This window comes from uncultured Polaribacter sp. (assembly GCF_947503855.1).
GTDB lineage: Bacteria > Bacteroidota > Bacteroidia > Flavobacteriales > Flavobacteriaceae > Polaribacter.
The window spans coordinates 1-14,393 of record NZ_CANNFF010000004.1; the positions used below are offsets into that span (position 1 = coordinate 1).

11 protein-coding genes and 1 tRNA gene are annotated in these 14,393 nt (G+C 31.0%); 5 read left to right on the forward strand and 7 right to left on the reverse strand.

Going from position 1 to position 14,393, the window contains the following annotated elements; genetic code table 11:
* Positions 1 to 229: 229 nt before the first annotated feature.
* From Q0662_RS04215 to polA, 5 genes are all read right to left on the reverse strand, one after another.
* Positions 230 to 814 carry a hypothetical protein gene (locus Q0662_RS04215; RefSeq protein ID WP_298947468.1) on the reverse strand — a complete coding sequence of 195 codons (585 nt, stop codon included), beginning with the start codon at positions 812 to 814 and terminating at the stop codon, positions 230 to 232.
* A gap of 34 nt (positions 815 to 848) precedes the next feature.
* Positions 849 to 1,421, reverse strand: a complete 573-nt coding sequence (locus tag Q0662_RS04220; protein ID WP_298947470.1) for a helix-turn-helix domain-containing protein — start codon at positions 1,419 to 1,421, stop codon at positions 849 to 851.
* Between the two features lie 139 nt (positions 1,422 to 1,560).
* Positions 1,561 to 2,025 carry a tyrosine-type recombinase/integrase gene (locus tag Q0662_RS04225; protein ID WP_298947472.1) on the reverse strand — a complete coding sequence of 155 codons (465 nt, stop codon included), beginning with the start codon at positions 2,023 to 2,025 and terminating at the stop codon, positions 1,561 to 1,563.
* Between the two features lie 12 nt (positions 2,026 to 2,037).
* Complete coding sequence (locus Q0662_RS04230) at positions 2,038 to 2,517, reverse strand: tyrosine-type recombinase/integrase (RefSeq protein WP_367181287.1); 480 nt, start codon at positions 2,515 to 2,517, stop codon at positions 2,038 to 2,040.
* 395 nt (positions 2,518 to 2,912) lie between these two features.
* Positions 2,913 to 5,759, reverse strand: coding sequence for a DNA polymerase I (polA, locus tag Q0662_RS04235; RefSeq protein WP_298947474.1), 2,847 nt, complete (start codon positions 5,757 to 5,759; stop codon positions 2,913 to 2,915).
* Between the two features lie 110 nt (positions 5,760 to 5,869).
* Here polA and Q0662_RS04240 point away from each other — a divergent pair, with 110 nt between their 5' ends.
* Both Q0662_RS04240 and Q0662_RS04245 read left to right on the forward strand, forming a co-directional pair.
* Positions 5,870 to 7,090 (forward strand): metallophosphoesterase, encoded by a 1,221-nt coding sequence (locus Q0662_RS04240; RefSeq protein ID WP_298947476.1) that lies wholly within the window; start codon positions 5,870 to 5,872, stop codon positions 7,088 to 7,090.
* Between the two features lie 88 nt (positions 7,091 to 7,178).
* Positions 7,179 to 7,472 (forward strand): co-chaperone YbbN, encoded by a 294-nt coding sequence (locus Q0662_RS04245; protein ID WP_298947478.1) that lies wholly within the window; start codon positions 7,179 to 7,181, stop codon positions 7,470 to 7,472.
* Between the two features lie 130 nt (positions 7,473 to 7,602).
* Here Q0662_RS04245 and Q0662_RS04250 read toward each other — a convergent pair whose 3' ends face one another.
* Together Q0662_RS04250 and Q0662_RS04255 are read right to left on the reverse strand one after the other, a co-directional pair.
* On the reverse strand, positions 7,603 to 8,211 hold the full coding sequence (locus tag Q0662_RS04250) for a polysaccharide deacetylase family protein (protein WP_298947480.1): 609 nt from the start codon (positions 8,209 to 8,211) through the stop codon (positions 7,603 to 7,605).
* A 37-nt stretch (positions 8,212 to 8,248) separates the two neighbouring features.
* Positions 8,249 to 11,386, reverse strand: coding sequence for a DUF2723 domain-containing protein (locus tag Q0662_RS04255; protein WP_298947482.1), 3,138 nt, complete (start codon positions 11,384 to 11,386; stop codon positions 8,249 to 8,251).
* A gap of 171 nt (positions 11,387 to 11,557) precedes the next feature.
* On the opposite strand from Q0662_RS04255, the gene Q0662_RS04260 reads away from it, so the two are divergent.
* The 3 genes from Q0662_RS04260 (at position 11,558) to Q0662_RS04270 (ending at position 14,383) form a co-directional block, all read left to right on the forward strand.
* Positions 11,558 to 11,629, forward strand: a tRNA-Gln gene (locus tag Q0662_RS04260).
* 147 nt (positions 11,630 to 11,776) lie between these two features.
* Positions 11,777 to 12,796, forward strand: coding sequence for a ligase-associated DNA damage response exonuclease (locus Q0662_RS04265; RefSeq protein ID WP_298947484.1), 1,020 nt, complete (start codon positions 11,777 to 11,779; stop codon positions 12,794 to 12,796).
* Positions 12,797 to 12,799: 3 nt separating this feature from the next.
* Positions 12,800 to 14,383 (forward strand): ATP-dependent DNA ligase, encoded by a 1,584-nt coding sequence (locus tag Q0662_RS04270; protein WP_298947486.1) that lies wholly within the window; start codon positions 12,800 to 12,802, stop codon positions 14,381 to 14,383.
* Positions 14,384 to 14,393 lie beyond the last annotated feature (10 nt).

Here is a 14,393-nt window from a genome sequence, read left to right on the forward strand (position 1 = left end):
CAGTGTTCATTTTGATTTTTCATAAGTGACTATCATTAATTGATGAATTTTTAGTCAACCTATTTCAGGAAAGTACAAATCAACAGTTTTTGCTAACGTGTTTGTGTATGATTTCGTTGCGTGTTTCAGCAACTAATTTAGCAAATAAATTACATATAGAAAGTCCGCGAGGACTTTCGTAAGTAGACGATAACTAGCAATGAATTATACACGGTGTTGTAACCAGTTATTATTCTATTATCTTTTCAGTACTTGCTCCAAGCCAGTATTCAATGAATGAATCAAAACTGAAAATTAATACAATAAATAGAATAGTAATTCCAAAAGTGATTAATCTTTTTTTAATAGGAATTCTAGTTTTTGAATGAAAGCTAGTAAGCTTAATGACAATATCTTTTACTATTTCTCTATTGAAAAATAGAATTAATAATAACATTAAAAGAACTATTATGGCATTTGCTAAAGCTGGATATACATCAAGAAAAATAATATCGAATACAATTATGTTTACCATTATAGGTAATAAAATCAATACTCCTATCAATTTTGTTTTATTCCATAATAGAAACCAAGCTCCTAAAAGTTGAAAAATACCAACGAACAAAATATAAGTATATGAATGTCCCATAAATGTCCAAGCCAATGAAAATCCACTTGCCTCACCTAAAGTTGTATTAGCAATTTCAGTAGGTAATTTTCCTTTCATATAAAATTGACCACCTAATAATTTAGATAGTCCATAAATATTTATGATAATAAAAACACATTGGCGTAAGACAAGTTCGATAGTCGCTTTATAATTAAATTTATTCATAGTTGCTTTTTAAAGAAGAGAAATTCAGTTGAGATTAACTTAAGAATTGAAACACTGATGGATACTTTACGGATTTCCCATTATGATATCTGAAAGTATTAGATATTATAACTATAAAATTTATAAAATACATTACGCTGATAGTTATTAGTATTCCAGCAAAAGAAATAGTTGTTAGTTCAAGCTTTGAGGTAAGAAAAAGACCAATAACTAATAAAAACAAAAGTAGTGTCCAAGATATTTGAAAATTTAAAATGGATTTTCCGACATAGTCTATGTCTTTTATCTTATCTTTTTTAGAAGTCCAAATAATTAATGGAATTAATATACCAAGCAATGGAAATGCTATAAAACCTAGTTGGGATAAATTCAATAGTAATAAAGCTTTACTATCTTCAATAATTTGCCAATCTATTAATTCGTTAGGTGTAACATTTAAGGCGCTAGATAATCTTTTAATAGAATCTCCAGTAGGTTGGGTTTCACCATTTTCAATTCTTTGAACTGTCCGTAAACTTAAACCAGAATTTTCAGCCAAGAGTTCTTGTGACATTCCGTTTCGCTTTCTTAATTCTTTTACTCTTTTTGCTAAATCTTTATTCTTCAATTGTGTGATGTTTAATTGTTGAAAGCAAAGCTAAATAAAAGCATTGGCATTGGTGTCGTCATTTATATGACATCTTTACGTCATCTGTGTTTTAATTGGTTACAACTTGTTATATCCAAACAAATATATTTGTTTTTAGTTATATTATTCCGGATAATACAAGTTTATTATTGGTTTTATCTTCTTTTTTTAATTTCTGTAATGCAATATCTAATGGATTCTGTATCTCCATTAAATCTTTTCTTCTAACATGTGTGTAAATCATAGTGGTTTCTGGTTTGGCATGTCCTAGCAAAGATTGTATATACCTAATATCAACTCCGTTTTCTAGCAAATGTGTTGCATAGCTATGCCTTAATGTATGTGGTGTTACCGTTTTTTTAATATTAGCCTTTACACAACTTTTCTTTAAAAACTGTCGTACACTTTCAGTACTGTATTTTCCACCTTTTTGACCTTCAACAAAATAAAATTTAGGTTTGTAAGAATGGTAGTAATTAGAAAGTAACGGAATAAAACTATCCGCTAAACTAACATACCTGTCTTTTCTTCCTTTTCCGTTTTTAATAACTAATTGTTTTCTTTGAATATGAAAATCAGTCAATTCTAAATTAACCTATTCACTAATTCGTAAGCCACAAGAATAAATTAATACTAAAATGGCTCTATGTTTTAGGTTTTGGGTGCTACTTATAATTTTTAATACTTCTTCTTGAGATAAAACACTGGGTAATTTTCTAGACTTTTTAGGTCTTTCTAAAACCAAATCATTAATTTCTGTATGAGGATAAAAAACAATAAAAATCTTTAAAGCACTTATAAACTGCCTTTGCGTGCTAATAGAATAGTTGCGTGTTATAAATACGTTTTCAATAAAAAGCTCTACAGCTCTATTGGTTAAATTATTTAAAGGTGTTTTTCTGTAAAAATTTATAAAATCAGCAATAAAGAAAGTATATGTTTTAATAGTACTTTGGCTGTAACGTTTTCCCTTTAAAAAAAGATAAAAATTATTTAAAAGGTTTTTCTGCTCTTTAGTTAAATTTCTTGTAAAAAGTTCTTTTTTATGAAGTTTAGAAGTGTCAACTATTGTAATATCTTAAAAACAGTAAGAATAGTTTGTAAATTTTCTTGAGAATATTTTATGTACCAAGTATTTAAGCTTTTACTCCAATAAGACCCTTTTATAGACCTTACCAATGCAATCAATTTCTTGTGATAAGAAAACTGAATTAAAAGTTGATTTTCTTTTCGGTGAGTTTTTTGTTCTAGAAAAATTTTAGGTAGCTTTTCCAGTTTTTTTATTATAGCACTATAAATATAGTAAAAATTGTTAAAACAAAGGTTTTTTAATCTGTTAATTATCAGTTATTTATTGTTTTGTTGGTTCTTTACTGATAGAATTCATGTTTCATCAGTATATAATACAAACCCCATCAGCAGGTAATATTGGTTTCTTTATATTGATGCAGCACGTCTTGAAAAGTAATTTTAATGCGCCTCTAACCAGTTTTGGCCAATACCAATTTCTACATCTAATGGAACCGTCATTTTAAAGGCATTTTCCATTTCGTATTTTATAATCGGTTTGATGGTTTCTAGCTCGTCTTTATGTGCGTCAAAAACCAATTCATCATGCACTTGTAATAACATTTTAGATGTAAAGTTTTCTTTTTCAAATCGTTTATGTATGTTAATCATTGCCAACTTAATAATGTCTGCTGCAGATCCTTGTATGGGCGCATTTACGGCATTTCTTTCTGCACCAGATCTAACCATAGCATTTCTAGAATTAATATCTTTTAAATACCTACGTCTGTTTAAAACGGTTTCTACATAGCCTTTTTCTCTAGCAAAATCTACCTGTGCAGCCATATATGCTTTTAATTTTGGGTAGGTTTCATAATAGGTATCAATCAATTCTTTGGCTTCACTTCTAGAAAGATTGGTTTGGTTGCTTAAACCAAAGGCAGAAACACCGTATACAATTCCAAAATTTACGGTTTTTGCGTTGCTACGTTGTTCACGCGTAACTTCTTCTAAAGGAACATTAAACACTTTTGCAGCGGTAGAAGCGTGAATATCTTCGCCATTTTTAAAAGCATTAATCATTGTTTCTTCTTTGCTTAAAGCAGCTATTATACGCAATTCTATTTGGCTGTAATCTGCTGCTAATAACACATAATTTTTGTCTCTTGGTACAAAAGCTTTACGTACTTCTTGACCACGTTTTGTTCTAATAGGAATGTTTTGTAAATTGGGGTTGTTAGAACTTAATCTACCAGTGGCAGCCACAGCTTGTGCATAAGCAGTATGTACTCTACTTGTTTTAGAGTTTACTTCATTTGGCAACGCATTTACATAGGTGCTTTGTAATTTTTTATACTGTCGATATTCTTGAATATCTCTTATAATTTGATGGTCTTTTGCTAAGTAAGACAAAATGTCTTCGCCTGTTTTGTACTGTCCTGTTTTTGTTTTTTTTGGTTTTTTAACCAATTCTAATTTTTCAAAAAGTACAATTCCTAATTGCTTAGGCGAACCAATGTTAAATTCTTCTCCTGCTTGCTCATAAATACTTTTTTCTAACCTGTTGATGTCATCCGTTAAGGCAACAGATAATTCTTTTAGAAAATCGGTATTTAGATTTATACCTTCAATTTCCATAGCTGTTAAAACCGAAACGAGTGGCAATTCAATTTCGTTAAAAAGTTGGGTAACGTTGCCACTTTCTAATTCGCTAGTAAATAGGTGTTTTAATTGTAAGGTGATGTCTGCATCTTCTACAGCATATTCAGTCTGCTCTGCAATAGGTACCACTCTCATAGAAAGTTGATTTTTTCCTTTTTTACCAATTAGTGCCGTAATAGAAACCGGTTGATAATTCAAATATGTTTCTGCCAAAACATCCATATTATGGCGCATATCTGGATTGATTAAGTAGTGTGCAATCATTGTATCAAATAACTTGCCTTTTACAGGCATGTTATAATTAGACAAAACTTTGATATCATATTTTAAATTGTGCCCAATTTTTTCGATATCACTTTCAAAAAAGGGTCTAAATTCTTCTAAAATAGCTTTGGTTTCTGCTTGATCTTCTGGAAACGAAACATAATAACCTTTGCCAGCTTCGTAAGAAAATGCAATGCCAATTAACTCTACTTCTAAGGCTTTTAAACCTGTGGTTTCAGTATCAAAACAAACCGAAGTTTGTTCCATTAATTTTTTTAATAATAATTTTCTAGAAAAAGCAGAATCTATATGTTGATAAAAATGATTGGTGTTTTCTATGGTTTTAAAACCAGCAGCTACATCTGCTTCAGAAACACTTCCAGCTCCTGGAGCTGCAAATAAATCAAACTGACCTTCTGGGTTTGAAGGTGCTTTTTTGGCAGTCTTTTGAACTGCGCTCGAAGTGTCATTTGTTTCATTTTTTATTTCGCCTGTGGTGCTAGCATCAAAGGTTTTTAAGAAATTGGTTAAAAGATTTCTAAACTCAAGCTCGTTAAAAAGTTCGGTTACTTTTTCCATATCTGGTTGCACTAATTCAAAATCTTCTGCATTAAAAGTTACAGGAACATCTAGCATAATGGTAGCTAATTTTTTAGAAAGCAAGCCCAATTCTTTATTGGCTTCTACTTTTTCTTTCATTTTTCCTTTTAACTGATCTGTATTTTCTAGCAACGCTTCCATAGAACCAAATTGCGCTAAGAATTTTTTGGCAGTTTTTTCGCCAACTCCAGGTAAACCTGGAATGTTATCTGCAGAATCGCCCATCATTCCTAAAAAATCAATTACTTGTAAAGGATCTGTAACCTCAAATTTTGCTTGTACTTCTGGAATACCCCAAACATCATAACCACCGCCAAAACGTGGTTTGTACATAAAAATATTATCAGAAACCAATTGTGCAAAATCCTTATCTGGTGTAACCATAAATGTTTGGTAACCTTCTTTTTCTGCTTGTTTAGAAAGTGTTCCAATAACATCATCTGCTTCAAACCCTTCTTTAACCATAATAGGAATGTGCATGGCTTTTAAAATTTCCATAATATAAGGTACAGCCAACTTTATGGCTTCAGGTGTTTCATCTCTATTGGCTTTGTAAGCTTCAAATAATTCTACTCTGTCTGTACTGCCACCTTTGTCAAAACAAACGGCTAATTTATCTGGTTTTTCTCTTTTAATTACGTCTAAAAGCGAGTTCATAAAGCCCATTATTGCAGAGGTATCTAAGCCTTTAGAATTTATTCTTGGGTTTTTAATAAATGCATAATATCCTCTAAAAATTAATGCATATGCATCAACTAAAAATACTCTTTTTTGATCTGACATTTTAATAGATTTATTTGGAATGCTAAAGCTACAAAACTTTAACATCCTATTAAAATTCATTCATGTTTTAACAAGTATATTTGTTAGGTTTTTTTAAATATTTCTATTTTATGCGTTGGTTTATTAGATTGGTAACTTTATTAGCGATTATACTTTTGTTAGAGTTTTACGCATTTCAGGCTTTAAAAACAGTTTCCAAAAGTAAAATTTTAAAATATTTTTGGATTTTTACAAGTATAGGTGCCTATCTAAATTTCTTTTATGTTGCCTTAACTTATGATAGAAGCCAAGGCCAAACCCCACAATTTCAGATGGCAATGGGGGTAATGTTAACGGTTTTAATACCTAAAATAGTTATTTTACTAGTGCTTTTTGGAGAAGATATATATAGATGGATTGTAAAAGCAATTTCTGTACTTTCTCCAGAAGAAACAAAAGCCTTACCAAGTAGAAGAAAATTTATAGCACAACTTGCTTTAGGATTGGCTGCAATACCTTTTGCAGGTTTTATTTATGGTATTGTTCAAGGAAAGTACAATTATAAAGTTTTAAAATATCAACTAGCATTTAAAGATTTACCAGACGCTTTTGATGGTTATACCATCACACAAATATCAGACATACATTCTGGTAGTTTTACCAACAAAGAAAAAATACAATACGGGGTTGATTTAATTAATCAACAAAAATCAGATTTGATCTTATTTACAGGAGATATTGTAAATAATAAAGCGGATGAGATGGATAATTGGATTGCTGTTTTTGACAAGTTAGAAGCTAAAGAAGGTAAGTATTCCATTTTAGGAAATCACGATTATGGAGATTATATGGATTGGAAAAACCCACAAGATAAAATAGATAATTTTCAAAAAGTAAAAGACATTCACCAAAAAATAGGGTTCGATTTGTTATTAGATGAACATCGGTATTTAAAAAAAGACGGACAACAAATTGCGCTTTTAGGTGTAGAAAATTGGGGAAAAGGGTTTAACCAAGCTGGAGATTTAGACAAAGCTGCAAAAGGAGTACATAAACACGATTTTAAAATTTTAATGACTCATGATCCAAGTCATTGGGAATATCGAGTAAAAGAAGACCCTTTTCATTATCATTTAACATTAAGTGGGCACACGCATGGTTTGCAAATGGGTATAGAAATACCCGGTTGGTTAAAATGGAGCCCATCTAAATATGTCTACAAGCAATGGGCAGGTTTGTACCAAGAAGCAGATAAATTTATCAATGTAAATAGAGGTTTTGGCTATCATGCTTTTCCTGGTAGAGTAGGTATTTGGCCAGAAATTACAGTGATAGAACTTAAGAAAGCATGATAATTATTTCATTTAAAAGCTTTTAACTATATTTGTGTATTAACTAAACTCATTTTTTTACGTTATTCCCCTTTAAAATAATTATGTTGTGACTAAATTTGGAGAAATAATTAGTAAACAAAAGCCAGTTCTTATAGATTTTTATACAGATTGGGATGATACAGAAAATACTTTAGATACGCTTAGAAGTGTTGCAGCTGCATTAGGAGACAAAGCTAAAGTAATTAAAATTGATATTAAAAAGAACGAAATACTTGCAGACGCTTTGCATGTAAATGGAAACCCAATTTTTATTATTTATAAAGATGGCGAAATGAAATGGCGGCAAACAGGTTTTCAAGATGCAAAAACTCTTATTGGCTTAGTAGAGGAGTACCTTTAATTTTTAAGGCTGAATTTGTTTTAGTTTTTTTAATAAGTAGCTATTCCTGCTTTCATTACTCGCTTTTTTTTCGTTCCTCAAAAAAGAGCTCAAACACGCCATTCAATCAGGGCTAAACTTGTTAGCTAACTTATGGTATTGCTTTAAACACAAAGCCTTGTTGGGTAAATTGGGTTAATACTTTGGGCAAAACATATCGAAGTTTTTTACTGGCTTTTACACTATCATGAAAAACAACAATACTTCCATTTGTGGTGTTTTGTAGAACGTTTTCTAAACATTCTTCTTTGGTAATGCTGGTATCAAAATCTGCAGACAAAACAGACCACATAATAATTTTGTAGCCTTTTTTTAGTATTTTTTTGGCTTGTTTCTTTTTTAATTTCCCATAAGGAGGTCTAAATAGTTGCTGTTTTTGACATTTCTGTATTGCGTTTGAAATTTCAGATTCGCACTCTAAAAAATTTTCAACATACTCTTTTTTAGAAGTTTTCCAACCATTTAAGTGGTTTTGTGTATGGTTACCAACAGCGTGTTTTTCGGCAATAATTCGCTTAAAAATTTCTGGTTCATTTTTAATGTTTTTACCAATACAAAAAAAAGTAGCTTTTGCCTCGTATTTTTGTAATTCGTCTAAAACAAAGTTGGTAATTTCGGGTGTTGGTCCATCATCAAAAGTTAAATATATTTCTTTTTTTTCTAAAGAAAAACGCCAAATATATTTAGATAATAATCTCATAATACTATTTGCCGTTCTGGGGAAATATAATTTCAACTTATTTTTTAATTAGCTCTAAATCTTCTGTGCTATCTTCATCTGGCATTAAATATTCAAAACGCCTAATAGTTATCATAAAATCATCTTGAATTTTAGATATAAACTCCTTGTTATTACTACCCTGTTCTACTTGGTCTATTAAGTTTTTAAACATGTATAAAGAGGTATCTATTTCATCAAAAATAATATCAGAATCTTCTTTATCAAAGGTACTTAACCAAACTAATTTTTCGGTAATTAAGCGTTGTAAGGTTTGGACAGTTTTTTCTGCTTTTTCTTGCTCACCTAAACTGTAATACATTTCTGGATAGCCTAAAGATAGGCTGTAATGGTCAAATTTTTCTATCGGCATTTTATCAATAGATAAATCTAAAACTTCAACAGCTTTTAGCGTATCTCCTTCTTTTGCAAAGGCTTCAGATAATCGCATTAAGCTATTTCTTAAAGAAATGGCATTTCTTTTGGTTTGTTCGTCTAAATAAATTTCGCCACTATTTATGTTTCTCCACTCTAATTTGTTAATATTTGCATACATTTTTTCTGGATCTATTCTACCAATATCAAACAAACTAATTTCTCTAACTCTACCACTTTGGTCTTTGTATTTAGAAGGTGTTCTTATAGGTACTAGTTTAAACGCCAAACCATCTAATTGTAGATAGTCTTTTAACCAAATATATTCTTCGTCTGCATTTGCACCGCCCGTAAAATAAATAGGTCGTTCCCAATCATTATTTGCTAAAATGTCTAACATTAAAATACGGTTTTTTGTAATGCCTCTATCATCTATTTCGATATCTATATAAGGTACAATTTTGTCTGCATCTTTTTGAGCAACAATACCGTTTTCTAGTACGTTTTTTTTGTTAACAGGAATTCTAATTCTGTTGGTTGGATAGTATTTTTCTTTAATTCCATTCTCTTCATCTATGTAATACGTTGCGTCATTATCAGAAGCAATCCAACGCATAAAATCTTTAATATTTATAATAGAATCTTTAAATCTTGGATGCTCTATACTGTAAGCAATATCCAAACTTCCATACTTATATTGGTCATGTGTTAATTGACTTGGTATTGGAGCAGCTTCATAGGTAGCACGTTTCATTTGATCTATGTACCAATCTGTGGCAAATAAACTAGTATTTACCAATTTTATATCGGTTCTAATACCTTCTACTTCTTGCATGTACCAAAGAGGGAAGGTGTCATTATCACCAATGGTAAACATAATGGCATTTTTATCTGTACTTTCTATATAAGCTTGCGAGTTTAAGCGTGTTGTAAATCGGTCTGATCTATCATGGTCATCCCAATTTTGTGAAGCCATTAAAGTTGGCACTGCTAAAAGTGAAATTACAGAAATTGCAATAGCAATAGTTTTCTTGTTGGCAAATTTCTTTAAATATTCATACATAGCTAAAACACCAAAGCCAATCCAAATCGCAAAAATGTAGAAACTACCTACTACTGCATAATCTCTTTCTCTAGGTTCAAAAGGTTTTGGGTTGGTATAAAATATGATGGCAAAACCTGTAAAAGCGAAAAATAGAAAGAGCACAAAAAAGTTTTCTTTGTCCCATTTTATCTGAAAAAATAAGCCAATAAGCCCTAAAATTAGCGGTAAAAAGTAATACGTATTTCTTCCTTTATTTTCTAAAGCTTGTGTTGGCAATTGTTTTTGAGAACCCAATCTCATTTCATCAATGGCGTCAATGCCACTTAGCCAATTTCCATTAAAAATATCTAATCGACCTTGTATATCATTTTGTCTTCCAACAAAATTCCACATAAAATAACGCCCATACATATAGCCAAATTGATAGCTAAACATAAACTTTAAGTTTTCGGCAAAAGTGGGTCTTCTTTTACTATTTGGTGGTATGCCAGCAATGGCTTTGTACATTTTTTCTGATGCTGGATCTACCATTCTTGGGATAAAACCTTTGTGTTTATCAGAATAATTAGGGGATACGTTTTTGTATTTATTTACAATTACATATTTACCGTTTTTCTTCTCGTATTTTGGTTTATCGTCTTTATAGGGATTGTCTGTATCTTGTTCCCTTTGGTAAGAATTAGAGTAATAGGTGTCGTAAAAAACATTGGCATCTCCATATTGCTCACGTTCGTAATATGCTAATAATTCACGTGCACTAGATGGGTTGTTTTCGTTAATTGTTGTATTTGCATTGGCTCTAATGGGTAACATAATCCAAGACGAAAAACCAATCATGATAAACAAAACCGATAAAATAAGGGTATTTGTATGTATTTTGTTGTGTTTGCGAGTGTATTTTAATCCGAAGTAAAAAAGCGCCACTAAAATTATACCTGCTATAATAGTACCAGAATTGTAAGGTAAACCTATAGAGTTTATAAAAAATAACTCAGAAGCACTAAAGAATTTTAAGGTAAATGGGAACAAGAATTTAAACACAAAAGCCAATACCAAAACCGATAAAACTGTTGCAATAGCAGTTGATTTTAAGGTGATGTTTTTATAAGTTTTAAAGAAATATAGCATTACAATTGCTGGTATTACCAGTAAAGAAAGGATGTGTACCCCAAATGATAAACCTACAACAAAGCTGATTAATATCAACCATTTGTTACCTCTTGGTGTGGTAATTTCGCTTTCCCATTTTAAACCCAACCAAAATAAAATAGCCATTAAAAAAGATGACATGGCATAAACTTCACCTTCTACAGCACTAAACCAAAAACTATCTGAAAACGTGTATGCTAAAGAGCCAACAACACTACTACCTAAAATGGCGATATAGCTACCTTCAGTAATTTTATTTGCTTTTAAGGCTAATTTTTCACCTAAATTGGTAATCGTCCAAAACATAAAAAGAATGGTAAATGCACTAGCCAAGGCAGACATGAAATTTACCATTTTAGCAATGTCTGAAACATCTGAGGTAAACATCGCAAAAAATGCACCCAACATTTGAAAAAGAGGTGCTCCTGGCGGATGCCCAACTTGTAATTTAATAGCGGTTGCAATGTATTCTCCAACGTCCCAAGAACTTACGGTTGGTTCTATAGTTAAAGAATAGGTTGTTAGGGCAATTACAAATGTAATCCATCCTAAGATGATGTTCCATTTTTTAAAGTTTGCTACTGTCATAAATTACGTAATAATATGTGGCGAATTTAATAATAATTATGAATAATAAGTAGCTTTCGGTTTTTTAATCCCTTTTAAAATCCTCATAAAACTTTGTTAAAGAAAAAAATTATTTAAAAATGTTTGTAAAATTAAAAGAATAGATTAAATTTGCACCCGCAATTAATGCATTGGCCTATGGTGTAATTGGTAACACACCGGTTTTTGGTACCGACATTCAAGGTTCGAGTCCTTGTAGGCCAACAAAAAGCTTCATTTTCTTATTAGAATTTGAAGCTTTTTTTTATACCCTTAAATCAATTTAACAACAAATTTTAAATGAGGAGTCTATTTTTTAAAGATATTGCCTTATTTTTATAAAGACAAAAATTATTAGAAATTTAAACTTTTTTGAAACTCATAAAATTTACTAAAAAAGGCATTTATTGTATACCAGGAAAATTCTATTTAGATCCTTGGTATCCTGTAAAATATGCAGTTATTTCTCATGGTCATGCAGATCATGCACGTTGGGGAAACCAACATTATTTATGTCAAAACGATTCTAAAGCAATTTTAAAACATAGATTAGGGAAAGATATTTCTATAGAAAGTTTAGGATATAATCAGCCAAAAAATATCAACGGAGTTCAAGTATGTTTTTTTCCTGCAGGACATGTAATTGGTTCTGCTCAAATTAAATTAGAATACAAAGGTTTTGTAGTTGTTTTTTCTGGAGATTATAAAACGCAACCCGATTTTATTTCAACACCTTTTGAGCCTGTAAAATGTCACGAATTTATTACAGAAAGTACTTTTGGTTTGCCCATTTACAAATGGAAAACAGAACAAGAATTACAACAAGAATTACAAAATTGGGTACTTCAAAATCAACAAAACAATAGAACAAGTGTTTTTTTAGGTTACAGTTTAGGGAAAGCGCAACGTATTTTAAAGTTGATAGAGCATGTAGATGACGTTTTTGTGCACAGTGCCATACACAACTTAAATACAGCTATTTCAAATAGTGGCATCGATATACCAAAATCTACTTTGATTACATCAGATTTTAAAAAAGAGAATGTACAGCGTAAAATTGTCATTTTACCACCTGCTTTGTTAGGTTCTAAATTGATTAAAAAAATACCAAACGCAGCAACAGCCATTTGTTCTGGTTGGATGCACATTCGTGGTAACAGACGTTGGAAAGGGGTTGATGCTGGTTTTGCAGTAAGTGATCATGCAGATTGGGAGGGTTTGCTACAAGCAGTAAAAGCAACAGAAGCAGAAAAAGTTTATGTAACTCACGGCTCGCAAGCTGTTTTTTCTAAATATTTGAATGAAATTGGTATAGAAGCTCATGAGTTAAAAACCGAATTTGGTGACGAAGAAATTGCAGATAAAGAACCTCAAAAATCGGCAACTTTATAAGCTATGAAAGATTTTTCTAACTTAATAAGTGCTATTGAAATCACTAATAAAACCAATGCAAAAATAGAGGCATTGGTTCATTATTTTAACACCGCACCAGATAAAGATAAGCTGTGGTTAATTGCTTTGTTTACAGGAAAAAGACCTTCTAGACCTGTAAAATCTAACTTGATGAAAGAATGGTGTATGGAGCTTACAAAACTTCCTGAATGGTTGTTTTTAGAGAGTTATAGTGCTGTTGGAGATTTAGGGGAAACCTTAGCTTTATTGTTGCCAAATCCTAAAAATACTATAGAAAAACCATTACATATTTGGGTTGATGAACTTATCAACCTAAAACAAAAAACAGACGAAGAAAAAAAAGTATATGTTTTACAGGCTTGGAATGGCTTAGAAGCACAAGAACGCTTAATTTTTAATAAATTAATTGGAGGAAGTTTTAGAATCGGTGTTTCTAAAAAAACCTTAGTAAATGCGTTGGCAAAATTATCTGGTATAGATCCCAATCAGTTAATGCATAGCATTATTGGTAATTGGACGCCAAATTCCATCACTTTTGATGATTTACTAAATGGCGAACATATTAATTATGATAAATCAAAACCTTATCCTTTTTGTTTGGCGTATGCTTTAGAAAAAGACTTAACAGATTTAGGTAATGAAAACGATTGGCAAGTAGAGTATAAGTGGGATGGAATTCGTGGGCAAATTATTAAAAGAAAAGAAGAGGTTTTTATTTGGTCTAGAGGAGAAGAATTGGTGACACAACAATTTCCAGAATTGGTTGCAGCCATTTCTAAATTTCACAATGATTTTGTAATTGATGGAGAAATTTTAGCCGTTAAAGACAGTGCAGTATTGCTTTTTAACGATTTACAAAAACGCTTAAATCGTAAAAACGTAACTAAAAAATTATTAGAAGAAGTACCAGTAGGTTTCTATGTTTACGATATTTTAGAGTTAAATGATGAAGATTTTCGAGCACAATCTATGGAAAATAGACGAGTGAAATTAGAGCAATTATTTAAGGAAAATACGACTGATATTTTAAAGTTATCAGAAATGATTGATTTTAAAAATTGGAACGAATTAGATGCCTTAAGAAATGATGCAAGAAGTTTTAATTCAGAAGGTTTGATGTTAAAAAGAAAAACATCAATCTATCATGTAGGAAGAAAAAAAGGCGATTGGTGGAAATGGAAAGTAGATCCATTAACCATTGATGTGGTTATGATTTATGCGCAAAAAGGAAGTGGAAGACGAAGTTCTAAATACACAGATTATACATTTGCTGTAAAAAACCAAGATCACTTTGTAACAGTTGCCAAAGCCTATTCTGGCTTAACGGATAAAGAAATTACAGAAATTTCTAAGTGGGTCAATAAAAATGCAATTGAAAAATTTGGCCCAGTAAGAACCGTAAAACCAGTACTGGTTTTCGAAATTGCATTTGAAGGAATTGCCTATAGCAAAAGACATAAAAGTGGTGTAGCTTTGCGTTTTCCAAGAATAAAACGTTGGCGAAAAGACAAAACCGTAAAAGATATTGATACCATTGAAAGTGTAAAAGCGCTCATTGAAAATTAAGATTAAAGTA

What these genes read in the sequence shown, in the direction of transcription:
- Q0662_RS04215 (WP_298947468.1), bottom strand. Translation starts at nt 814, where the DNA reads ATGAATAAATTTAATTATAAAGCGACTATCGAACTTGTCTTACGCCAA.
- polA (WP_298947474.1), bottom strand. Translation starts at nt 5,759, where the DNA reads ATGTCAGATCAAAAAAGAGTATTTTTAGTTGATGCATATGCATTAATT.
- Q0662_RS04240 (WP_298947476.1), top strand. Translation starts at nt 5,870, where the DNA reads ATGCGTTGGTTTATTAGATTGGTAACTTTATTAGCGATTATACTTTTG.
- Q0662_RS04250 (WP_298947480.1), bottom strand. Translation starts at nt 8,211, where the DNA reads ATGAGATTATTATCTAAATATATTTGGCGTTTTTCTTTAGAAAAAAAA.
- Q0662_RS04255 (WP_298947482.1), bottom strand. Translation starts at nt 11,386, where the DNA reads ATGACAGTAGCAAACTTTAAAAAATGGAACATCATCTTAGGATGGATT.
- Q0662_RS04270 (WP_298947486.1), top strand. Translation starts at nt 12,800, where the DNA reads ATGAAAGATTTTTCTAACTTAATAAGTGCTATTGAAATCACTAATAAA.